Source organism: Desulfovibrio gilichinskyi (assembly GCF_900177375.1).
GTDB classification, from domain to species: domain Bacteria; phylum Desulfobacterota; class Desulfovibrionia; order Desulfovibrionales; family Desulfovibrionaceae; genus Maridesulfovibrio; species Maridesulfovibrio gilichinskyi.
This window is the reverse complement of record NZ_FWZU01000002.1, coordinates 358201-379976: the sequence shown is the minus strand read 5'-3', so window position 1 is coordinate 379976 and position 21776 is coordinate 358201. Positions and strand designations below refer to the sequence as shown.

Sequence of the window (21776 nt, the reverse complement as noted above, 5' to 3'; positions counted from 1 at the left end):
ACAAATCATTTTCCCGTACAAAAAATTTTCAAAACACCACTTAAACAATTCTACTGAATTTCTTTCTGTATTCAAGAGGAGTCAGACCTGTTTTCTTTTTAAACAATCTTCTAAATGAGGACCCGTTTTCGTATCCGACTCTTTCAGTAATCTCTTCAATATTCATATTGCTGACTTCCAGCAGATGCCTTGCCGATTCAATCCGCAACTGCTGTAAATATTGCACAGGAGTATGACCTGTCGTCCGTTTGAACCTGCGTAGAAAACTGCGCACTCCTATTTCAGCGATTTCAGCAAGCTCAAGAAGTTCGACGTGTCGATAATAATTTTGCTGCATCCATTTCTGCACGATTTCAATATTGCGATCAGTAAATCCAGTACCGGACTTGAGGTGTTGATCGAACATAAAGTAAGGAGTCTGCACGTTTCGGGTACTGTCCATCACTAAAGTTTTAGCACACTTTGAGGCTATTTCCTTATTCATAAACCTGGCAACAATATGCAGGGCTAAATCCTGCCATGCCATTGCGCCTCCTGCGCAAATGTAATTTCCGCCGTCAATCAACATTTGCTCTGAATGTAAATCTACTTTGGGGTAGCAATTCTCAAACTCACGGGTTAGCTTCCAATGAGTTGTTGCAATTTTCCCATCCAGAAAACCTGTCTCTGCCAGCAAAAATGATCCCGCACAAACAGTTGCTATAATTGTTCCTTCACTGCTCATTCTACCAAGCTGTTGTATGAGATATTTATTTTCTCTAGCGGACTCAAGCTCACCGAATATGGGTGGAATTATTACAATATCAGCTTTAACTTGTGAAATAGATTTATGAACTGCGAGCGAAACTCCTGTAAATCCGCTGACCGCATTTCCATCAATGGAGGCTAATTCCAGCGGTTCTAGTAGCGCTACATTCCCGGCAGTGCTTAAATTCTCTTGCTGTGCTATTGTGTTAGCAATCGTGAATATTTCCAGCGGTCCAAGGACTCCTGAGAGCAGGCTATTCTTTAAGTTCAGTATTGTAATTGATGGCATGGAGTTACTGTCGTTTTTAGCATGTATATTGTCAATAGCGACACTATTCATTTTTGCAACCAAAGTGCATTCTATTTTTCAGGACGCATTTAGAAAACACCTTATAAACTTGAAAGAGAGTCAAAATGAGTAAAAAAGCACTTATCCTTATTGATATCCAAAATGATTATTTCCCCGGTGGCAAAATGGAACTTAAAAAGAGCAAAGTTGCCGGAAAAAATGCAGCTAAAGTTTTAAATTTTTTCAGAGAAAAAAAGCTTCCGATCATTCATGTGCAACATGAATCGATTCGTGAAGGATCAACATTTTTTATATCCGGCACATATGGAATGGAATTTCATTCGCTGGTTAAACCTGATGAAGGGGAACATGTAATTGTGAAACATTTTCCGAACAGCTTTCGTGAAACAAAACTGGGGGAAGTGCTAAGTTCGCTTGCGGTTACAGACTTAACCATAGTCGGCATGATGAGCAATCTGTGTGTAGATGCAACAACCAGAGCCGCGTTTGATTTAGGATATTCCTGCACTGTAGTTCACGACGGTTGCGCCGCGGCAGTGCTTGAATTTGACGGAGTAAAAGTATCATCAAACAAAGTACACGCATCGTTCATGGCTGCTCTTGGTTCTGTCTACGCAAAGATGGTTTCTACAGAAGAGCTTATAGCTGAAGGCTGAAATTAGCGGACGTTTTGCACTCGGATATAAAGCGCTAAGCCGAGCATGGTGAGCACGATTCCAGCCCAGCCCATCGGCCCCGGCAATGCTCCGCCAAGCAGAAAGACTTCACCGAGCAAAGAAAAAACCACTTCCATGGACTGAGTGCAGTCTGCCGCAGCCAGTTCTGCGGCAGAAGTGGCTTTGTTGCGGGCATAAAGAAACAGACTCGTAGCAATAACTCCGGAAAAAATCGCGACTAGAGCAGTGTTGAGAATCTGATTCATAGCAGGTGCAGGTGGCGATAATACGACTATAAGCACCGCCCATAACGGAAGCGATCCTAATGTCAAAAGCAGCACTCTGCAAAACGGGTCATCCATGGCAGGACTCTCAAGGTGAGGAATAAAACGCGAACCACTCTGCCGGGCTTCCCATACCATCTGATTCCCGAACGGATAGGCGAAAGCTGCGATAAAAACGGGAATAGCTCCCAGCAGAATTTCACTTACTGGATTTGATCCGGCTTGTTCAACATTTACGAGCAAGACACCTGCAAAAATTATTAAAGTCAAAAGCATGGCCCGCAGCGGAATCCTTTTGCCGAAAAGCAGTAGTACTATCGGGGTGGCGAGAATAGTTGTCTGCCATGTTGCGGCAACCACCCATCCGGGGGCGTAAGAAGCACTAAAGGATAGCAAAGCGTAAAACAGCCCGAAACCGATTCCTCCGGCTATAGTCCAGAAAAACCAATGCCGGAAATACAATTTCAAAGTTTCAATGAAAAGTTTCCGCCTTACTGCCAAAAGCCCCGCAGACAAAAATATAAGCATCCAGAAATACCGCAGACTTGCCGACCAGACCCAGTGCCCGCCATCAAGGCTCATTGCCCGATTCAAAACAAAAGTTGTACTGAAAAAAAATGCGGCTAAAATGCCGATCATTATAATTCTCATGCCAAGCTCCATATCTGCAGTAACCGATTCTGATATTATTATTTAATAAGGCTAAATTGTTACGCATAGCGAGCGTGTTTGTCTACGCAGTACTAGGCCAAACAATGTGAATACAGTAACTTAAATGCCTAGACTCTAAAATACGTAAATCCCTGACTCTCGTTAAAGAATCAGAGATTTACGATTATCCCGGCAATTTACACAAACCCGATTAATGAGACTTATAAAAGTTCATCAATCACTGCGATGAAAAAGCTTGCCGCAACGGGCAGTATTTCATCATTGAAGTCAAACTTACTGTTGTGCAGCGGAGGCGAATCAACGCCGTTTCCGATCCACACATAGCAGCCTTTGGTATGCTTCATAAAGAAGGCAAAATCCTCGGCAGCCATTGATGATTCCAAATCTGTTACAACATTTTCTGGGCCAACTACTTTCTCAGCCGCTTTTCTTGCAACGTCAGGAGTGGAATTTATAAGTACAGGATGTTTACGGACATAGTCCAGCACCCCTTTCACTCCATAGATGGCACATGCTCCTGCAACTGTCTGTGCTATTGATTCTTCAATTAAATCCTGCACATCTTCATTACAAGTACGAACGTTACCCTGAACCATTACGTTATCGGGGATTCCATTACGCAGACTGCCGCCGTGAACCTGAGTTATACTGACAACTCCGCGTTCATGCGAAGGAACTTTGCGTCCTACTATTGTCTGCAAACCTTTAATAATATCCGCTACTGCGGCAAAAGGTTCGTTGCAGACATGAGGCATAGATGCATGACCGCTTTTACCGGTCACCATAATTTCAAAACGGTCTTCAGAAGCCATGCATGCGCCGTTGTGAACAGCAATTTTACCGGAAGCAAGCCCCGGCCATGCATGAAAACCGAACATATAATCGACTTTATATTTGTCGAAAAATGAATCTTCAATGACGCGCAACGCGCCTTCATACCCTTCTTCTCCGGACTGGAAAAGCAACAGAACCGTACCGTTGAAATCTCTGTGCTTAGAGAGATAAGCGGCAAGCGCAATCAGCGAGGTGCAATGCCCGTCGTGTCCGCAAGCATGCATGCGACCTTCAACCTGAGATTTATAAGAGAAGTCGTTTTCTTCGCTCATCTCAAGCCCGTCCATGTCCACTCTGAAAGCTACAGTTGTGTCCCCTGCTTTGCCTTTGATTTCAGCAACAAGAGAATTAACTCCGATATTTTCATAAGAAATACCGTACTCATCCAGTTTTGATTTAATCAAAACTACAGTCTGAGCTGTTTCAAGACCAACTTCAGGATGCTGATGAATCTTATGACGTATGTCTTTAAATTCATCCAGCAATGCAATCACATCCGCATTTAATGCCATTTAGATTGCTCCCATGTACTTCAATACGGCCTGAGCAATAGCAGCAGAACCGATATATGTTGAGAACATAACAACCAAACTTACAATAACAATACGCCATCCGCTTTTCTTGAATGCAGCAAGGTCCTTACCGATAGCAACACCTGCGTAAGCAAGAATAGGAGTGGTAAGTGCAAGAAAACTGACTTTTGCGAGGTAGGCATTAGTCACTACTGAAAGCGGAAAGGAAGGAAGGCTGATAATTACACCATATGTGATAACAAATAAGACTGAAGGTATTTTTTTGATCAGGAACATATTTGTTGCAACGCCAGCGATACAAAGCAGCAACAATATTACCATACCAGGCAGTGCCTCAACCATATTGTTATGAAAGCCGACATAATTTCCGATAAGAGTCATAATGGCCACAATTATGAGCACTACAACTGATTCTATAAGTGTATGTTTAGTCATTATACATTCTCCGGACTGGTTTTATACTTAAGCTTGTAGATATAGCGGTAGAGCTTATTAGAGAGAGGGAGCGCAATAATAAGAGACATATACACCCCGTCAAGACCGGAAAGGGTGTTACTTGCTATGCCTAAGGCCTGAATCTGCCCGGCCATTGCAGGATAGGTTGCACTGAGAGTTCCGACTGCGGCTGTCATCATACTCGCACTACCTACACCGGAAGCCATCGCCAACGCATACGGATGGAAAATTTGAAATGCGGCTAGAAAAGAAGCCATCAGTCCGAAGAAGATAGTACCGAAAACTGTACCACAGATATAAACGCCCATTACGCCGCGACCTTCTGCTGAATCAAGTCCATAAATATCGCCGATAAGTGCAACGTTAGGTTCACGGGCAATCGAATGCGCCGCACCGACAGCCTCACGCTTAAGGCCGAGGTACATAGCTAAAGGAATACCTAAAAACAGTGTCGCCAAGTTACCGAATTCCTGCAAAATAAGCGCAGGACCGGCTTCCAATATGTCATAAAACTTAGGTCCGACAAGTGTTCCGTATTTTGCCATAAGCAAAAGCAAAGCAAGACCGACAAGTGTACTTGCCTGAAACATATCTTTTTCTTTGGCAAGTTTTAAAAATTTAGGCCCCGTAAAAATACCCATAAACATTGCATACAACAGAGGCAAAAGAACGAGTTTCCCCGGCCCGACCTTGAATGTAATAATTCCGATTAACTCCGAAACTACCACCAATGCCAACACAAGCAGGTGCAGTTTCACATTTTTCACAGCATCATTCATAATTAACTCCGATTAAGGCAAATTGCATAATAAAATTAAACAACTTGCGTATCTTAGACTCACTCCGTCAATTAACAACGGTTCCTCTACACACCATAAAACAATAAAATCCAAAAACTACATACAATTACGGACACGACATAATTATGTCCGTAATTATGCCAAAATTAAAACCGTATCTTAAATCAAAATACGCACCATTTTTTTAGGCCGCCCCACCTGAGTGGACATTTCCTTTCCGTTCAGCTCACCATAGCCGCTGTCCAAAAATTTTTTAAGCACGCGTCTGGCACTGCGCTCTCCGATACCGAGACAGGCAGCAAGATCAGCAGAATCAAAGGTGTCCTTATGACTATCGGCAATGATCGCTTTAATTTTATCAAGGTAACTAGGGCTGATGCCTATTTCTCTGGACATTTTAAGAAACTGAGAATCTACAATGTGAGTCTTGTATTTAAGCTCATCACATTCGCCTACAGGGCCACGGATATGCTTTCCTTCAACAATATAAAAACCGCCTTTATTCAGCTTAACGGCATTATCGAGAGCCTTACGGGCGGATTTTTCAGCTTGAAACGCTGTAGAACCGATGCCGATGCCTGAAGAAAATATAATATTGCGCTCTCTTCCCCAGTCGAGAAGATTCTTAAAATGATTCAGGTGAAGCTGGCTTTCGATTATACCGCGGGTAGAAAAGATAACGTATTCTTCGGTGCCGAAATTAAAAAGGCTGCCTTGAATAGCTCGAACATACTCAAGCAGTTCCAGATAGAATATCCCGCCGTTTTTCATATCATCATACTGATTAATAGAATTGCGGGTGATTGATTTAAGCTTGATAAGCTGAATAGCTATGCCGGCAGAACGCAAGCTGCGGGAATTAATGCGATCTACAAGTTTTTCGAGAGAATCGCGAATCTGGAGAGTACTGGCATAGAGCCTGAAAACAGGCAGTCCCCTATCCTTCAGCTCTTTATAAATATATCCGAATCCGGTTACTATGGCGTCCGTCTGCCCGGTTTCATAAAGTTCAACGTGGCGATCAAGATAATCCTGTTCACCGTGATGAAGAGCGAAAGGCATAGAGTGGATATTTTCAAATTCAACACCGAATTCTTTAACAACTTCGGTAAGAATATCATCATTGACGACATCAATGCTGACTTTACCGGACTTTATGCCCAGCCGAAGCATTTCGGAAAGGACACGCAGCAGGCTGTAACCACCGCGCGGGATATGCTCATAAGGATGTGTTAAGCCACCGTGAGCTCTAGCCGCTTCTTGAACAGCTATTCCGCTGAAAAGTATCCCTTTTGTTTCTCGCTGACACTCTTCCAGAACTTCCCACGAATCCGCAGCGCGTTCTCTTACATATGTTAAAAGGGTGATCTCAGGGCAGCATCGACCGACAACTTCTTTAATGAGTTCAATCGAATCTGAAGGGCCGATGCATCCTATCTTCATATGAGCTTCCTGCATTTTAATTTACAATTTCGGCAATGTCACTAATATGGCCAAAACTTGCAAGAATACTGCACTGCGAGAATTATTGTGTCAAGGTAGCTGCAAATATTACATGAAAGATAATTTTTGTGCGGTATTTTTAAACTTTTATTAAATATTTTTACAAATTTTAAATTTATCGGATAATTTTTACTAAATTTTTCATATATTCGTAAACATAAAAACAAAATCAACGAATACCGGCTTCAATTTTATTTAAAAGAGCCTTAATATCTTCCGGTCTAGGGATGCATCCGCGTTGAAATGCAGCAGCATATACCCTGCCGCGCAAGTGATCTTCTGCCCAGTGCACAACCATAGGATGAAAAAAAGATGGATTATTGAGTACAATCTGAGCCTTGGCTACGCCGTCATCTTTAACGGCCCCGATAGAAAAATTATTTCCGTGAACTTCGTAATTGTACAAAACCTTCGGGATTAACTGGAACGCTGCTCCGGTCATTAAACATTGCACCCAGTAATCCCAGTCTTCATAAGCTGTATTAGCTCGGTATCTTATTCCGCTGTCCCATAATTCGCGGCGATACATAGCAGAAGGTGACAATGTATTTTGTGTTCGTAAATGAGCTTTGCAGAATTTAGGAAGATGAACTTCCCGCGCACCTTCCAAGGAGTTTTCAAGATAGTCAGTATAAACAAAACCTATTTCAGGATTATTATTGAGAGTTTCAAGGCATGTAGAGAGAAATTCAGGATGGAGGATATCGTCATGGTCAATACAGATTAAAGAATCACCCTTCGCACGCTCAAGACCGTAATTACGGACAAGTCCCGGTTTTCCTGTTCTTGGCGGGGTCAATATTTCAAACTTATCACATTCAATCTTCTCAGCCCATTTCTGCGCTTGTTTAATTGAGTCATCTGTACTGCCGTCATCTACAAAAAGTATCTCTACACTTTGAAGATCCATAGTTTGAGCTATGACAGAGCGGAAAAATCGATCGGCAAACCGTCCGTAATTATAATTTGGTATAATGATCGAAAGTAGCGTCATAGATAAATTGCCTGATATGGAAACTAATGTTTGTTACGGCTTATTACACATTCATTACACCACAGAACTGATACCTAATAAACATCCGCGATTATCGCAATAAACAGACAAAAAAATCTACCTGATCACAAGAACTAATTACATGCAGCTTTAGCTACAATTCAATAAAAAAAGCCGCCCGAAGGCGGCTTAAACTGTTAACTATATATTTACTTGAATAACTTCAAATACTTTTCATATCCTTTTTCCTTCAATTCTTCCTTCGGAATAAATTTCAATGAAGCTGAATTAATGCAGTAACGAAGTCCTGTCGGAGCAGGGCCATCAGCAAATACGTGTCCAAGATGCGAATCAGCCTCTTTTGAGCGGACTTCTGTACGCTTCGTAAAAAAGGTATTATCTTCGCGTTCAATTACATTTTCCTTATCAATTGGCCGAATAAAACTCGGCCACCCAGTGCCGGATTTAAACTTATCCGTAGAACTGAACAAAGGTTCACCTGATATAATATCTACGTAAATACCTTCTCTATGGTTATCCCAGTATTCATTTTTAAAAGCCGGCTCTGTTCCGCTCTTGCGCGTAACTTCAAACTGAATCGGAGTAAGCACCTTTTCAAGTTCGTTGTCGCCCGGCCTTGTATAGGCTCCTTCCTGAACAGGAGGAGTGGCTACATTAACCTCATCTCCCCAAGTATCCTTGATAAAGGAGTCCCGGCCGGAAAGGTACCGATACCAATTGTAACGCACCGGATTCTTTTTATAGTAATCCTGATGATACCCTTCAGCATCAAAAAACTTAGTGAGCGGTATCAACTGTGTTGCAACAGGCTTTTCAAATCGACCAGATTTATCAAATTCTTCAAGCACCTTTTCAGCAATCTTTTTCTGATTTTCATCGCTGTAAAAGATTGCGGAAGTGTATTGAAAACCACGATCATTAAATGATCCACCAGGATCAGTTGGGTCATGATGCTTCATAAAAATATCAAGAATTTTTTCATAACTTATCTGCTTGGGATCAAAGAAGATCTGTACAGCCTCCCGATGCCCAGTAGTTCCAGAGCTGACTTGTTCATATGTGGGGTTATCAACATTTCCTCCCGCATATCCTGAAACAACTTCTTCAACTCCTGCAACTTTTTCCAGATCAGATTCCACGCACCAGAAACATCCTCCGGCAACTGTAGCAACTTCAAGTTTCGATTCGTTTTCCATTTTAGACTCCACACTGCTTACAAGCCAAGGCGAAAAAATACCGAGGGCTAATATTATGAATACAGATAAACTGAGTAATTCCACTTTATTAATTTTCACTGCAAACCTCTCAATAATAACTATTACTATTAGTTAAGTAATATAATAATACCACATGTCAATGGGAAAAGAAAATATTACATAAAAAACCGAAACCGCAGCTACTACTCAGCATCACGATTTCGGACATTATTTCTCCATAGAACAAGTGGAGCACAACAACCAACCCCTTCAAAAAGCTGCCTGCGAGCATCAGCCCCGCCAATGCAGGCAGTGCTTAACATAACACAAACTGAAACAGTCTGGATCTTAGAGTTTAAGTGAATTATCAAAATAGTCCCTTGTAAAAATGTGGACCATAGAACTGACTGCTAAATTTATGATTCTCTTGCTATCCTGCAGATAATATCAAACTCACTTTCTGTAACAGGCATAACAGAAAGCCTTGATCCTTTCCTAAGGAGTTCCATTCCCTCAAGACCTTTAACTGTACGCAAAAATTTTAAAGGTAGAGGATTTGAAAATTTTTCTACGAACTTAACATCCACCATAAACCAGCGCGGATTATCTTCAGGAGATTTCGGATCAAAATGTGGATCATCAGGGTTCCAGGCGGTATGATCAGGGTAACTCTCTCTGGCCACTTCAGCAAGTCCGACTACCGAAGGACTTGTAACACTGTGATAAAAAAGCACCATATCACCAAGCTCCATATCATCCTTCATAAAATTGCGTGCTTGATAATTACGAACGCCATCCCAAGGAGTTATCTGCTTATCTTCAGTAGCAAGATCATCAATAGAGTAACATCCCGGTTCAGTTTTCATAAGCCAGTATTTCGTCATAAAACTCTCCTATCTTTTATGTGTAATTAATGGGAACTTCAAATTGTTATAAACTGATTTATTTAATTAGTTTTAACATTAATATTTACAGTCCACACCCTAAACAACCAGATTATTTAAGTATACAATACAATCACACGATTTTTTTCAAATAGCAGTTAACTGATTGTAGCATAAATCCCAAGACTGATGTATTAACAATAACAATACGCACTATATAATTATCTAAATGGCAAACGCTGAGGGATCCAGTGAATGAGAAGGATAGAATCAAACAACTTGAAGCTGATCTTGCCCAATGCAAAAATCACTTTCATCTACTTTTTGACGCAATTGTCGATTCCGTCTTTGTATTTGAAGTTTTGCCGAATGGAAACCGGGGACTAATTCGCGATGTCAATAAAGCAGCTTGCAACCGCCTAGGCTATACCAGAGCTGAATTCTTGAAAATGACTGTAGAGGAGTTCAGTACCACAGATTCAGATCTGGCAATACCAAGTGTAGATGAAATTTTTTCTCAAAAAAAAATTAAAATATTTGAATTAATTCATACGACTAAAGAGGGTAAAAAAATACCTGTTGAGGTTAGTGCCAGAAAATTTAATTACGACGGTACACCTATGATCCTTTCAATTGTAAGAGATATTTCCGTTAGGAAAGAAGCTGAAAAAACACAAATAACTTACCTGAAGCAGCTTGAATCCGAAGTAGCTGAAAGAATGCACGATTTCAATATCGTTAATGAACAATTGGTGAAACAAGTAAAAGAACTTAAACATTCCCGCCATATTCAAAATGTTTTGTACGATATAATCAGTCATGCTCAATCTACCGACAATCTAAAAGAGCTGCTTCAATCAATACATAAGATAATGATTAAGGAGCTTCGCGCAGAAAATTTTTATGTAGCCCTTATTGATAAGAATCAAGACTCCTTAAAGTTTAAATACTGTGTTGATAAGAAAAAAATATCATGCTCCACTATTGAAAACATCAGCACGACTTCACGTAAAAGGTTAAATCTTTTACCTATAAAAAGAAACGAAACTGTCCATATGTCCAAAGCAGAAATTATAAGGTTAACAAACTTTGGAATAATTGAACAATGTGAAGATATACCTGAAATATGGCTTGGAATTCCGCTGCGAACCCGCGGTGTTCCTATAGGAGTTTTAGTTGTTCAGGATTATGACACTCCAAACGCGTACTCTAAAGAGGATTTACACCTTTTTGCAGCTTGCTCGGATCAGATTTCTTTAGCTATTGAACGCAAAAATAATCATGAGTTTTCTAAATCAGCGCGTGATATTTTTATGAACATTCCATCCGGATTATTTATTCACCAATACACAAAACCGGATTCGCTTAAATTATTGGATGCAAATCCGGCTGCGGAAAAAATTAGCGGAATAGAATTAAGCAAGTGGAAGGGGCACGAATTTTTAGATTTCTGGAAAGGAACAAATTCTGAAGAAATATTGCAACAATTCCTTTCCCCTTTCAAAACCGGGCAAGACTTCATAGCCGATGAGCTTGTATACAACGGTGATCAATTTTGCATAACATATCGTGTGCGAACATTTCTGCTGCCGAGTGATAAACTGGGAATTGCTCTTGAAGACATAACTGAACAAAAACGTGCCGAAAATTTTATACTGGAAAGTAACGAACAGTATAGAGCTTTCTTCGAAGACAACCACTCCGTCATGTATATTTTGGATACTGATAACGCAAAAATTCTTGATACCAACAAAGCTGCTGCAGAATATTATGGATACACGCGCGAGCAGCTTCTTAACATGAAAATTTCAGATATAAACAACTTATCGAAAGAACAAATATCTACAATAGTTAAAGATATATCTGAACATAAAATATCCAGCATAATAGGAAAACACCAACTTGCCAGCGGAGAATTCAGAAATGTCGAAATTTTTTCCGGTCCTTTTGAAGTTAATGGAAAAACCAAACTGATATCTATTGTTCATGATATTACCGAAAGGCTGGAAAATGAAAAAGCCCTTTCGGAAGCAAAAGAAACTGCAGAATCAGCAAACAAAGCCAAAGATGAATTTCTTGCTAATATAAGCCATGAAGTACGGACCCCGCTTAATGGAGTTATGGGAATGCTGCAACTGCTGCAAGTTGCAGAACTGAATGACGAACAGCTATTCTGTGTCACTACAGCCCTTCAATCTTCAAGAAATCTGCTTAAAGTGTTGAACGACGTTCTTGACTTCAGTAAAATTGAAGCTGGAAAAATGGAACTATATAACGAACAGTTCAAACTGACAGAACTTATTAAGCAATGCCTCGAATTATTTAAAATCCAAGCTGAAGAAAAAAAACTGCTACTGTCCGCTAAAATTGACCCGGGCACTCCTGATTTCTATGTTGGAGACGAGGGTCGAATCAGGCAGATTTTATTTAATCTCATAGGAAACTCAATCAAATTTACCGAGTCCGGCTCAATCACCATAAGAGTTTTTTCACGTCCTCATCAGCAACCGAACATACAAAGGTTGTTTTTCTCAATTGAAGATACAGGAGTTGGAATACCTGACGACAGAATAGAGCATATATTTGAGTCCTTTACACAAGTAGACGGCTCACTTTCCAGAAAATATCAGGGAACAGGATTGGGACTTGCCATAGTTAAAAGACTAATAAACCTGATAGGTGGAAACATATCCATTCACAGCCAAATAGGAGCCGGAACGACAATCATCGTCTGCGTTTACTTAGAAAACGGTAAACCGCCAGCCCTCCAGCAACCGAATAAAGCAGAAGAAACATTTATAAACACTCCATTGCACATTCTTTTGGTTGAAGATGAAAAAGTGAACAGACTTTTAGCTCAGAGATTTCTCGAAAAAATTGACCACAAAGTTGTATGCGCCGAAAATGGAGAGCTGGCCCTTGACGAACTTCGAAAGCATTCGTTTGATGCAATCTTAATGGACATCCAGATGCCTGTAATGAACGGTCTTGAAACAACCCGTATCATCAGAACATCTCAAGAATTCCGTACAATCAGGTCCATTCCAATAATTGCGTTAACTGCACACGCAACAAATAAAGACAGAGATATTGCAATGCAAACGGGAATGAATGGATATATCAGCAAGCCATTTGAATGGGAATTACTTAGAAAAACACTAAATAAAGTTACACGTTAAATTATAAATCAATTTCCACAAATTAAGATCTTCACTATTCTTAAACCAACCACAAAACAGCTTTTCTTGACATATTCCCATCCTTAGATAAGTAATTGCCCAGAAGTAAATAGCTGGGGACAGTCAGCTTTTTACTATTGTTCCGTTTAGTAATGGTCTTTATTTTAAACAATCACATTCTAAAGAAATCTAAAACTGCGTTATTTTAAAGTTTAACAGTATTGCAAAATCTGTTACACCTATTAAACTATGCCGTTTTCATTATATCAACTCCTTATACACGAGTTCCATTAATGCATGCACTTGTCACCGGCGCAACCGGACTTATCGGCTCTAATCTTGTACCTATCTTAATCGAGCAGGGGTACAAAGTCAGAGCTTTTGTTCGTGATCCGGAAAAAGCTAAACTATTTCTAAATGATGATGTAGAAATATATACCGGGCATTTAAATGATGAAAAAGCAATTGAAACTGCACTGAAAGGTTGCAGATTTCTTTTTCACCTCGCCGCAGACTATCGACTATGGGTTCCTGACCCTCAATCGATGTATCTCACCAATGTAGACGGAACCCGTCTGCTCATGGAAAAAGCTCTCGAAGCCGGAATCCAGCGTATTGTATATACATCAAGTGTCTGCACGCTGGGTTGCAGATCTGATGGAATTCCAGCTAATGAAGAACTTGTTTCCAATCTTAAGGACATGATCAGCCCGTATAAAAAATCAAAATTTTTAGCTGAAAAAGCTGTATCCAGAATGGTTCGTGAAAACGGGCTTCCTGCAGTCATTGTTAATCCATCTACCCCCGTCGGGCCCGGAGATTCCCGTCCTACTCCTACAGGTTCCATGATACTTGGCACAGCCCGTGACGGTGGAAGATTCTACGCGGATACAGGGCTGAACATTGCCCATGTTCAAGATATAGCACGCGGACACCTGCTGGCACTGGAAAAAGGAACTATCGGCCGGAGGTATATTCTCGGAGGTGACAACCTTCACCTGAAAGAACTTTTTAAGATAACTGCCAAGGCTGCCGGGATGCCTGGTCCAATATACAAAATTCCGACAGCGGCACTCTACCCGATTGCAGTAATCAGCGAATTCCTCGCCAATCTCAATCTTATTAAGGAACCTGCAGCCACTTTGGACAGCATTCGCATGGCCAGCAAGATAATGTTTTACAGTTCTAAAAGGGCCGAGACAGAACTTGGCTATACTCATCGTCCAGCAATTGAGGCTGTTGAAGACGCTATCAGATGGTTCAGAGAAAACGGCATGCTTGATTAGAGTATAAATTTATGCTGTTTAAAAAACACTAACCAAGCATTTTATGTATTTCCGTAAAAATAGTCCTGCAATCCATCAGTGGTTTGAGAAAAATAATTTTTGACACGTTCATTTCCGAATTAAGCTCAGGGGAAATATCGTACTCAGGAGACCCTGTGTAAATAATAAATTTCAAATCAGACCATAGTTTTATAGCCGTAGCGATAAACTCAACCCCATCCATTCCCGGAAGTCGCAAATCAACAATTGCTAAATCAATCTGAACAGTATCAAGCATCCTGAAGGCTACTTCAGAGCTTTCAGCCTGATATACCGTGAATCCTTCATCTTCCAGAGCAATTACCATACTCTCTCTGACATGCAGATCATCATCAAGAACTAGTATAGTGTATGACATTTGATTCCTCCTTAGCTGATCGCCTGAGTCACTTTACCGATCATCACAGACTGTATCATTAATATCATAAAAACACTAAAAATTATGCTAATAACTTCTATAAAAATTTTAGATATTTTATTTTATAAAAAATAAAAGCCGAACTTCTAAAGAGAAGTCCGGCTGCAAAATCTATTTAAAAAGAGTCCTGCGCCAACACAAAATTATGAAGCATGAACCTTGCCATTTAATAAATCATCGGCCTCTTCCAAGCTGAAAGCAATATTCAAAATACTGTCAATCTTAGCGATCTGAAAAGCCCTCTTGATCTTTTCGTTTCTATTAATAAAAACGACCTTCCCATTTCTGCTTTCAGCCAGCTTATGCGCCTTTAAAAAAGCGGCCAGACACGCAACATCTATAAACAATATCTTTTTAAGATCAATAATAAGCTTGCCATCCCATTCTCCGGCTAACTCATATAAGCGCGTCTTTAAATACTTTACCGTTTGTGTATTGTATATTCCCTGAAGAATAAGTACCGTTGAATCAGCCCTCTTCTTTTCAAAAAATTCAAATGGTAACAAGTTCGCACGACTCTCCCCAGAATCATGCTTATGTCCTGTGCCAATAATCTGACCGGACAAGTTGTCCGAAAAGATGCGATTTTCAAGTATGTTACTACTCTTTATGTTATGCTTGTTTGTCATTAACGGACTATTGCATTTAATATTCCAAACTCAGCATTATGTAGAATTAAATTTTAAATAATTACTTTATAAATTCATCATGTACAGGGCTAACGATCATAGTTACTATAAGCAAATATTTTTTAACTACACATACTACCAACAATTCACAAAGAGGTTTAAAATGATTATCCTGACCGCAGCAATTAAGGCTAAAATAGGCAAAGAAGCAGAACTCGAAAAAATACTCCGCGCCATGGTTTTCAAAACAGCTCAGGAAACAGGATCAATGGAGTACCGGCTGCATAAATCAACAAGCAACCAAGGAAGTTTTTTGTTTTATGAAAAATACTCAGATCAGGCAGCGTTTGAGGCCCACTCATCCTCTGAATACTGCTCAAACCTCGGCGCACAAATCAGCGATTTGATAGCAGAAGACCCAATCCTCGAATTCTATGATTTTATTGATGGAATTCCTGAATAAAATCAAAAATAAACACCGAACAAGAGCAAAACTTAAGGACGTTTTATGAATAAGATATTATCATCTATCAGCCTTGTGCTCTTGTTTTCTCTATCTCTTAACTGCACGTTTCATGAGAGTACTGCCCATGCCGGATTTCTCCCTTTCGGGAGAATGTACAAAGCGGCAAAAGATGACCGTGCATATGTGGTGCAAGCCAGTGATACAAGACTTCAATTACAACTTCATAAAGCTATATTGGCAGAGAATCCGTCTGACATTTTAGCCATAAGTACATTTGTTTATCTTGGACACGGTTTTCTTGTGGGGGAAGTAAGCAGCGAAGAGCAGAGTAGGAGCCTAGTAGACGCGGCCAAAAATGTCAGCGGACTAAACGGTATCAGCTACTATCTTCCACTTAAAAAAAATGGTGAAAATTACGAAACATCTTCGGCATTTGAAATAAAAATCAAAGGAATGCTGGAGCCGGACTACCCTTCATCAAAACTCACAGTGAAAGTAGTTCAAAATGTAGTTGTAGCCCTTGGAGTATTAACCGAACAAGAACAGGAAAAAGCACTTAATTCGCTTAAAAATTTTAATGGAGTTGCCAAAGTCATTAACTTTATTCAATCCCCTTCCGGAGCAGAATCAAAGCGGGATCGTCCGAGACCTTTGCGCAACTTTCTTAATTAAATTTAATCACACTATTTTGAATCTGTCTCAAAAAAAAAGGGAGCGTCTGCTCCCTTTTTTAACTCTATTTTTTAATAAATCTAACTTTCGCTATCTTCCTTGTACAAATGAACATCAGTCTGTGGATATGGGATCGAAATACCGGCCTTATCAAGAGTAATTTTAATACCTTCCAGCAAATCCCAACGCACGGTCCAGTAATCAGCAGTTCTTACCCATGGCCGGACAAGCAGATTTATGCTGGAATCGCCAAGTTCTCCTACAACAATTGTAGGTGCAGGAGATTTGAGAATAGTCGTATTTTCAGAAAGAATTTGTGCAAGAATCTCTTTGGCTTTTGGAATATCATCTTCGTACCCGATGCCGATAACCAGATCAATACGCCTTGTCTTATGAGCGGTAGTATTAATTATTACGGTATTAAGAATTGAAGAGTTAGGAACAACAACTTTCTGATTATCAGGTGTGGATAATTCTGTATAAAATGCGGACAAAGACTGCACTGTTCCAGATGTTCCTGCAATTGTTACATAGTCCCCTTTCTTAAAAAGGCGCAGAATTATGAGCATAACTCCGGCTGCGAAATTAGAAAGAGTATCCTTTAAGGCCAAACCTACAGCAAGACCTGCAGCACCTAACACAGCAAGGAATGAAGTTATGTTGATACCCGCCTGCCCAAGCGCAGCAACAACAAACGCTGCAAGCATTACATAGTAAACTATATTTTGAATAAATGAGGTTAAGATATCGTCAACCTTAGCCTTTCCCATAACTCGGCTAATCAAACTTGAAGCTTGACGGGCAAAAAGCTTACCTACGAACAGGACCAAAATAGCGACAAGTAGTCTTACTCCGTAAAGACTTACAAACCCGATACTCTGTTCAAGCAGACCTCTTAAAAAATCGGGCTGAAGAAAATCCAGCTGTTTATCCAGATTAGAATCTACCAATATTTTCCCTATGATTCCGCCAGTTGCATTCATAATTTTTCTTTTATTTTAAATTGTTAATTAATTTATGACCTGATCCATATAAAACAGATATTAACATACACAATTCTGAACACCTTGGGAATATATGCAATTATATTTTTTAAAAAGATGAAAGATTCCTTCCATCACGGAGCAGTAATTCTAACAAAAAAGTGACAAAACCATCGTAGTCAGTGTATACGATAAATATTAAAAGAGGAAATGCATGCTCCAGCAAAAAAAACGTCTTATATTACTGGCTATGATAATGGTATTGCTTGTCGGGGCTGTGTCCATAATCAGCACAAGCTTACTATACAGAACCTCCATTATCGAGCAAAAATCCAGACTTAGTGAATTAGTTAAAAGTCAGGCCATCCTCATCAGCGAATTAAGTATTACAAATTCAAATCTTGATCATAAAATAGGTAAAACCAAACATCTTGAAACATTACTCCACCACTTAGCAAATGCATACAAAAAGTACAAAATTAACAGGGAAAGTGGTGAGTTCACTTTAGGAATCAAAGCTGACGAGAATATACAATTTCTTATTTTGAATGCAGAAATAGTTTCCACAAGTCAAAAAGCAGCCTTTATCCACTTCGGTAGCGACCGCGGCATCCCCATGCAAATGGCTCTATCAGGAAAATCCGGTACAATAACCGCTCTGGACTATGCAGGCCATAACGTTCTGGCAGCGTACACATCACTCAATATTGACGGCCAAACTATCGGACTTGTCGCAAAGATTAATTTATCTGAAATCAAAAAACCTTTTATCCAAACGAACTTTATAGTCTTCGGTTTAGGAATTATACTTACTACTATCGGGCTTTTTCTCTTCATTAAAATTAGCGGACCACTACTTTTAAAAATAACAGAAAGTGAAAAGAACTATCGCAATTTAGTTGAAGGATCAAACAGTATTATTCTTCGCATAAACAAGATGGGCATAATCAGTTTTGCTAATAGCTTTTCCAAAAACTTTTTCAACCACGACGGTAAAAATATTGTCGGCCTTCCGGCAATTTTACTGCTTGCTTCGCAATCTGAGTATGCAAACAACTCATCTTCTCTAAGCAGTATTCTAGCTTTTTGGGGTGACGGAGAAGGACCTCACGAAAAATCAGTTCATCTTAATGATGGAAGGATTGCTTGGATTTCATGGAGAGTCAGAAAAATTGTGGACTCAAATGAAGCGGTTGAAGAACTTCTTTGCATAGGCAATGACATCACCACAACTCATATATCGAGAGAAAATTTAAAGGAAAGTGAATCACGACATAGGATAATATTTGAGAATTCTCCTTTAGGAATGGTCCGCTTCAACCCTGAAGGAATAATTCTCGACTGTAACAGCAAAATAATTGAAATATTAGATTCTACCAGAGAGAAATTAGTCGGCTTTAATGTGGCGCAGAATGCTTCACCAAAAATGCAAGAAGCTATTAAAAAGGCATTAGCCGGAGAGTCAAGCATTTATGAAGATCTCTATACTTCCGTTACTGGAAATAAAACAAGCTATGTACGGGCTGTATTTAATCCAGTTAGATCAGGTAAAACATCAACGGAAGTAATCGGAACACTTGAAGATATATCTGACCGCATTGACGTTGAAAGAAACCTTGCAGAAAGTGAAGAACGCTTCAGAGGAATTGCAAAGGCTTCTCCTGTAGGGATCATCATTACCGATATTAAAGGAAGTCTTCTCTACGCAAATGAAAGGATGATGGAACTTACTGGAAGAAATTACACTGATCAGACAGGCCTGTCATGGATGAACAATATCCACAATAAGGATAAATCAAACTTAATTACAAACTGGTATAACGCTAATTTTATAAGTAAAAATAGATTAGAATTTCGGATTGTCCATAACTCCGGCGTAACATTATGGATACTCGGACAAATCGTTGAGCTTAATGACAAAAACGAACAAATGATCGGATATGTCATAACTATGACAGATATTACTCAGATCAAAACTACAGAACTAGAACACACAAGACTTACTGCTGCTATTGATCAAGCTGCGGAATCTGTCATGATCACGAATACTGACGGTATAATAACTTATGTAAATCCGGCATTTCAAAAAATTTCAGGATACTCGGCTGAAGAAGCCATAGGTAAAAAACCACGATTCCTCCAGAGCGGAGAGCAAGACAGCCTTTTCTATGACAAGCTATGGGACACAATTTTAGCCGGTCATATATGGGAAGGAAAATTTGTTAATATCAAAAAAGATGGAAAACACTACACACAAGAAGCTTCCATCGGACCAATCCGAGATGAAACAGGTAAAATCATAAATTTTGTGTGTGTATCCCGCGACATAAGCAAACAATTAGTGGTTGAAGCTCAACTGAGACAAGCTCAGAAACTTGAGTCAATCGGTGAACTTGCTGCCGGAATAGCCCATGAGATTAACACCCCTACACAATATGTCAGTACAAACAATCAGTTTATGAAGGAAGCGTTCACTACGCTTCTTGCGATTACTAATAATTACAGAGAACTTATTACAGCGGTCAAGTCAGGAGAATCTCAAGATGAATTGCTGAAAAGAGCGGAAAGCGGACTTGATGACGATGAGCTTACCTATTTAGAGGAAGATATTCCAAACGCTATTTCGGAATCAGAAACAGGACTAAAACGGATCTCTGAGATTGTTCAATCAGTCAAGCAACTGGCCCATCCAGGTGAGGTAAAAAAAGGACTTTATGATTTAGGCAATATAATTCGCAACGCGGTAACGGTTTCAACTAATGAATGGAAATACGTTTCAGAAATTGAATTAAATATCGACGAAAATTTACCGGAACTACTCTGTTTAAAAGGCGAAATAGGACAAGTAATGCTTAACCTCATTATTAATGCAGCGCACGCTATTGAATCTAAACTTGGTAAAAATACTGAACATAAAGGAAAAATTACCATATCAACTTACAAAGAAGAAGACTGGGCCGTTCTAAAAGTTTCCGACACAGGAACCGGGATGCCTAAAAATGTCGCTAAACGGGCTTTTGATCCGTTCTTTACTACTAAGGAAGTGGGCAAAGGAACCGGTCAGGGATTAGCTATTGCCCATAACGTGATTGTGAACATGCATAATGGCGTGCTTGATTTGGAAACTGAAGAAGGCATAGGAACAACCTTTACGGTCAAACTGCCTTTAGAAGGTGCGGGACAACAACTTAATTAAAACGGTAGATCCTTAAAAATAACCCCTTCTTTAAGTAAAGCAACACCGGCATCGACACAGGACGTATCGAGCTTGATCCCTTTTTCTTTCTCCAAAAGATCTATACATTTTTGCTTGTTTAAAGCCTCTCGATAGGGGCGTGTCGTCAAAATAGCATCAATAGAATCAGCCACAGAAATTATTTTTGACTCAAGCAGAATTTCATCACCTTTCAAGCCGTTTGGATATCCTGAGCCGTCTATGCGCTCATGATGCTCAAGAACAATCCGCTGAATCGGCCAGTCAGTTGCCAATGTTTCAAAAATCTCGGCCCCCACCAGTGAATGAGTTTTAATGAGCGCGAATTCTGCATCGCTTAAGACCCCCGGTTTATTCAGAACACCTGACGGAACAGCTATCTTGCCGATATCATGGACCAAAGCAGCTAAGTGTAACCCTTGGATAATATCAGGACTCAGGCCGAGCCTAGTTGCTATAAGCGAGGATATTTCTGCTGTCCGGTCCATATGCCCTGCTGTATATGGATCGCGAAATTCTACCAGACGGGTAAAGGCCCGCAATGATCCTTCCAAAGCTTCTTTCATCCGTCTGACTGCAACAAGCTCTCTTGAAGCCTGCGTCATTTTGTACTGCTTAACCCCAGAAACTATGGCTTTTGTCAAATCATCAGGATGACAAGGTTTAGTCAAAAACCTGAAAATATCACCTTGGTTTACTGCGCTCATTGCAATATTTAAGTCCGCATAGCCAGTTAAAACCATTCTGACAGTATCAGGATACCGCTCACGGACGATGGATAACAACTCCACTCCATCCATTCCAGGCATTTTTATATCAGAAATAACAACCGTGTACGGTGGGGATGATTCCAACAACTCAAGAGCGGCCTTACCTCCAAGTGCTATACTGACAGAAAATTTGGACCTAAGAGTTCTTAAATAACTTTGCAGGATGTTAGGTTCATCATCAACAAAAAGAACATGTTCTGCATTATAGTTTATATTTTCAGGCATAAAAT

General features: G+C 39.9%; 19 protein-coding genes. 6 read left to right on the top strand and 13 right to left on the bottom strand.

Annotated elements, in window-relative coordinates:
• Nucleotides 1-40: 40 nt before the first annotated feature.
• A complete protein-coding gene (locus B9N78_RS06630) occupies nt 41-1087 on the bottom strand; it encodes a GlxA family transcriptional regulator (RefSeq protein WP_245805486.1) in 1047 nt (348 codons plus the stop codon).
• Nucleotides 1088-1161: 74 nt separating this feature from the next.
• On the opposite strand from B9N78_RS06630, the gene B9N78_RS06625 reads away from it, so the two are divergent.
• Nucleotides 1162-1713 carry a cysteine hydrolase family protein gene (locus tag B9N78_RS06625; protein WP_085100202.1) on the top strand — a complete coding sequence of 184 codons (552 nt, stop codon included), beginning with the start codon at nt 1162-1164 and terminating at the stop codon, nt 1711-1713.
• 2 nt (nt 1714-1715) lie between these two features.
• Here B9N78_RS06625 and B9N78_RS06620 read toward each other — a convergent pair whose 3' ends face one another.
• The 8 genes from B9N78_RS06620 to B9N78_RS06585 all read right to left on the bottom strand — a co-directional run bounded on the left by B9N78_RS06620 (nt 1716) and on the right by B9N78_RS06585 (nt 9890).
• Nucleotides 1716-2648, bottom strand: coding sequence for a DMT family transporter (locus tag B9N78_RS06620; protein WP_085100199.1), 933 nt, complete (start codon nt 2646-2648; stop codon nt 1716-1718).
• A 221-nt stretch (nt 2649-2869) separates the two neighbouring features.
• Nucleotides 2870-4015, bottom strand: coding sequence for an amidohydrolase (locus B9N78_RS06615; RefSeq protein ID WP_085100196.1), 1146 nt, complete (start codon nt 4013-4015; stop codon nt 2870-2872).
• A complete protein-coding gene (locus B9N78_RS06610; RefSeq protein WP_085100193.1) occupies nt 4016-4471 on the bottom strand; it encodes a hypothetical protein in 456 nt (151 codons plus the stop codon).
• Nucleotides 4471-5271 (bottom strand): DUF3100 domain-containing protein, encoded by an 801-nt coding sequence (locus B9N78_RS06605; protein ID WP_085100190.1) that lies wholly within the window; start codon nt 5269-5271, stop codon nt 4471-4473. Before B9N78_RS06605 ends, B9N78_RS06610 begins: the two co-directional genes overlap by 1 nt.
• 180 nt (nt 5272-5451) lie before the next feature.
• The gene (locus tag B9N78_RS06600; protein WP_085100187.1) at nt 5452-6735 is read right to left on the bottom strand and encodes a hypothetical protein; all 1284 of its coding nucleotides are present in this window, start codon (nt 6733-6735) and stop codon (nt 5452-5454) included.
• Between the two features lie 229 nt (nt 6736-6964).
• Complete coding sequence (locus B9N78_RS06595; protein ID WP_085100184.1) at nt 6965-7789, bottom strand: glycosyltransferase family 2 protein; 825 nt, start codon at nt 7787-7789, stop codon at nt 6965-6967.
• Nucleotides 7790-7998: 209 nt separating this feature from the next.
• A complete protein-coding gene (msrB, locus tag B9N78_RS06590) occupies nt 7999-9006 on the bottom strand; it encodes a peptide-methionine (R)-S-oxide reductase MsrB (protein WP_170921384.1) in 1008 nt (335 codons plus the stop codon).
• 416 nt (nt 9007-9422) lie between these two features.
• The gene (locus tag B9N78_RS06585; RefSeq protein ID WP_085100178.1) at nt 9423-9890 is read right to left on the bottom strand and encodes an EVE domain-containing protein; all 468 of its coding nucleotides are present in this window, start codon (nt 9888-9890) and stop codon (nt 9423-9425) included.
• 251 nt (nt 9891-10141) lie between these two features.
• On the opposite strand from B9N78_RS06585, the gene B9N78_RS06580 reads away from it, so the two are divergent.
• Together B9N78_RS06580 and hpnA are read left to right on the top strand one after the other, a co-directional pair.
• Nucleotides 10142-13069, top strand: a complete 2928-nt coding sequence (locus tag B9N78_RS06580; protein ID WP_085100175.1) for a PAS domain S-box protein — start codon at nt 10142-10144, stop codon at nt 13067-13069.
• A gap of 293 nt (nt 13070-13362) precedes the next feature.
• The gene (gene hpnA / locus B9N78_RS06575) at nt 13363-14355 is read left to right on the top strand and encodes a hopanoid-associated sugar epimerase (RefSeq protein ID WP_085100172.1); all 993 of its coding nucleotides are present in this window, start codon (nt 13363-13365) and stop codon (nt 14353-14355) included.
• Between the two features lie 28 nt (nt 14356-14383).
• Here the strand turns inward: hpnA and B9N78_RS06570 are convergent, their stop codons facing one another.
• Nucleotides 14384-14752 (bottom strand): response regulator, encoded by a 369-nt coding sequence (locus B9N78_RS06570; RefSeq protein ID WP_085100169.1) that lies wholly within the window; start codon nt 14750-14752, stop codon nt 14384-14386.
• 203 nt (nt 14753-14955) lie between these two features.
• Nucleotides 14956-15441 carry an STAS domain-containing protein gene (locus B9N78_RS06565; protein ID WP_085100167.1) on the bottom strand — a complete coding sequence of 162 codons (486 nt, stop codon included), beginning with the start codon at nt 15439-15441 and terminating at the stop codon, nt 14956-14958.
• 163 nt (nt 15442-15604) lie between these two features.
• Between B9N78_RS06565 and B9N78_RS06560 the strand changes: the two genes are divergently transcribed.
• Nucleotides 15605-15904, top strand: coding sequence for a putative quinol monooxygenase (locus tag B9N78_RS06560; protein ID WP_170921383.1), 300 nt, complete (start codon nt 15605-15607; stop codon nt 15902-15904).
• A 45-nt stretch (nt 15905-15949) separates the two neighbouring features.
• On the top strand, nt 15950-16579 hold the full coding sequence (locus B9N78_RS06555; RefSeq protein WP_085100161.1) for a BON domain-containing protein: 630 nt from the start codon (nt 15950-15952) through the stop codon (nt 16577-16579).
• An 80-nt stretch (nt 16580-16659) separates the two neighbouring features.
• Here B9N78_RS06555 and B9N78_RS06550 read toward each other — a convergent pair whose 3' ends face one another.
• On the bottom strand, nt 16660-17562 hold the full coding sequence (locus B9N78_RS06550; protein WP_085100158.1) for a mechanosensitive ion channel family protein: 903 nt from the start codon (nt 17560-17562) through the stop codon (nt 16660-16662).
• A gap of 214 nt (nt 17563-17776) precedes the next feature.
• Between B9N78_RS06550 and B9N78_RS06545 the strand changes: the two genes are divergently transcribed.
• A complete protein-coding gene (locus tag B9N78_RS06545; RefSeq protein ID WP_085100155.1) occupies nt 17777-20758 on the top strand; it encodes a PAS domain S-box protein in 2982 nt (993 codons plus the stop codon).
• On the opposite strand, the gene B9N78_RS06540 is transcribed toward B9N78_RS06545, so the two are convergent.
• Nucleotides 20755-21771 (bottom strand): HD domain-containing phosphohydrolase, encoded by a 1017-nt coding sequence (locus tag B9N78_RS06540; RefSeq protein WP_085100152.1) that lies wholly within the window; start codon nt 21769-21771, stop codon nt 20755-20757. The genes B9N78_RS06545 and B9N78_RS06540 overlap by 4 nt on opposite strands.
• Nucleotides 21772-21776: the final 5 nt, after the last annotated feature.

Coding starts and splice junctions, on each gene's coding strand:
- B9N78_RS06605 (WP_085100190.1), bottom strand. CDS start 5,271: ATGAATGATGCTGTGAAAAATGTGAAACTGCACCTGCTTGTGTTGGCA.
- B9N78_RS06570 (WP_085100169.1), bottom strand. CDS start 14,752: ATGTCATACACTATACTAGTTCTTGATGATGATCTGCATGTCAGAGAG.
- B9N78_RS06620 (WP_085100199.1), bottom strand. CDS start 2,648: ATGAGAATTATAATGATCGGCATTTTAGCCGCATTTTTTTTCAGTACA.
- hpnA (WP_085100172.1), top strand. CDS start 13,363: ATGCATGCACTTGTCACCGGCGCAACCGGACTTATCGGCTCTAATCTT.
- B9N78_RS06585 (WP_085100178.1), bottom strand. CDS start 9,890: ATGACGAAATACTGGCTTATGAAAACTGAACCGGGATGTTACTCTATT.
- B9N78_RS06540 (WP_085100152.1), bottom strand. CDS start 21,771: ATGCCTGAAAATATAAACTATAATGCAGAACATGTTCTTTTTGTTGAT.
- B9N78_RS06625 (WP_085100202.1), top strand. CDS start 1,162: ATGAGTAAAAAAGCACTTATCCTTATTGATATCCAAAATGATTATTTC.
- B9N78_RS06550 (WP_085100158.1), bottom strand. CDS start 17,562: ATGAATGCAACTGGCGGAATCATAGGGAAAATATTGGTAGATTCTAAT.
- B9N78_RS06560 (WP_170921383.1), top strand. CDS start 15,605: ATGATTATCCTGACCGCAGCAATTAAGGCTAAAATAGGCAAAGAAGCA.
- B9N78_RS06565 (WP_085100167.1), bottom strand. CDS start 15,441: ATGACAAACAAGCATAACATAAAGAGTAGTAACATACTTGAAAATCGC.
- B9N78_RS06595 (WP_085100184.1), bottom strand. CDS start 7,789: ATGACGCTACTTTCGATCATTATACCAAATTATAATTACGGACGGTTT.
- B9N78_RS06610 (WP_085100193.1), bottom strand. CDS start 4,471: ATGACTAAACATACACTTATAGAATCAGTTGTAGTGCTCATAATTGTG.
- msrB (WP_170921384.1), bottom strand. CDS start 9,006: ATGGAAAACGAATCGAAACTTGAAGTTGCTACAGTTGCCGGAGGATGT.
- B9N78_RS06545 (WP_085100155.1), top strand. CDS start 17,777: ATGCTCCAGCAAAAAAAACGTCTTATATTACTGGCTATGATAATGGTA.
- B9N78_RS06630 (WP_245805486.1), bottom strand. CDS start 1,087: ATGAATAGTGTCGCTATTGACAATATACATGCTAAAAACGACAGTAAC.
- B9N78_RS06615 (WP_085100196.1), bottom strand. CDS start 4,015: ATGGCATTAAATGCGGATGTGATTGCATTGCTGGATGAATTTAAAGAC.
- B9N78_RS06555 (WP_085100161.1), top strand. CDS start 15,950: ATGAATAAGATATTATCATCTATCAGCCTTGTGCTCTTGTTTTCTCTA.
- B9N78_RS06600 (WP_085100187.1), bottom strand. CDS start 6,735: ATGAAGATAGGATGCATCGGCCCTTCAGATTCGATTGAACTCATTAAA.